Annotated in this window: 1 pseudogene; it reads right to left on the bottom strand. The window is 36.6% G+C overall.

Features of this window, described 5'->3' with window-relative positions:
- Positions 1–214, bottom strand: a pseudogene (locus tag ACJ5GX_RS01860) (hypothetical protein); the annotation flags it as partial.
- Positions 215–573 lie beyond the last annotated feature (359 nt).

Genomic DNA, 573 nt, shown 5'->3' with positions numbered 1-573 from the left:
GTTTGATTTCTATTAACTCACTATCGCTTAATTTTGAAGTAGCGTGGCGCATAAACGCAAGTTCCAAATCTTCCTTTTCTATTCCATTTCCATCGTCTGTTACAGTTATAAGATTACGCCCACCACTTTCTATTTTGATCGATCTCCTGAATGAGTGAGTTCTTAGATTAAAACTATATACTGTACACCAGACATAAGAGAAGAGGTAAGCCAAGTCCACCTGCTTGCCCTACGGCATATTACATGCCTTGGGATCGGTACATGAGACCACAAGCAGGAGGAACCAGACAATAAAATATGAGATAGAATTTTGAAAGATACACAGATATGATACATTTCCACTTAGATGAGAATAAGTGGCCACCGAAATGAAAACAGTCCACCGATATGATAATAAGTGCGAACTGAAACGATAAATTCTAGCTGCCCCACCGTGATGAAAAATGACTATAACTTTTTTAGGGTATTAATAATTCTGTGGGATCTTATACACATTTCAGTCCACCGAATCCTCCAAAATATGAACACAGAAATTAATAAAAACCATTAAATCAATTCTAAATGTCATTAGAC

The sequence above is a fragment of the Wolbachia endosymbiont of Tuta absoluta genome, from assembly GCF_059414725.1.
This window is presented reverse-complemented; position numbering and strand designations above follow the sequence as displayed.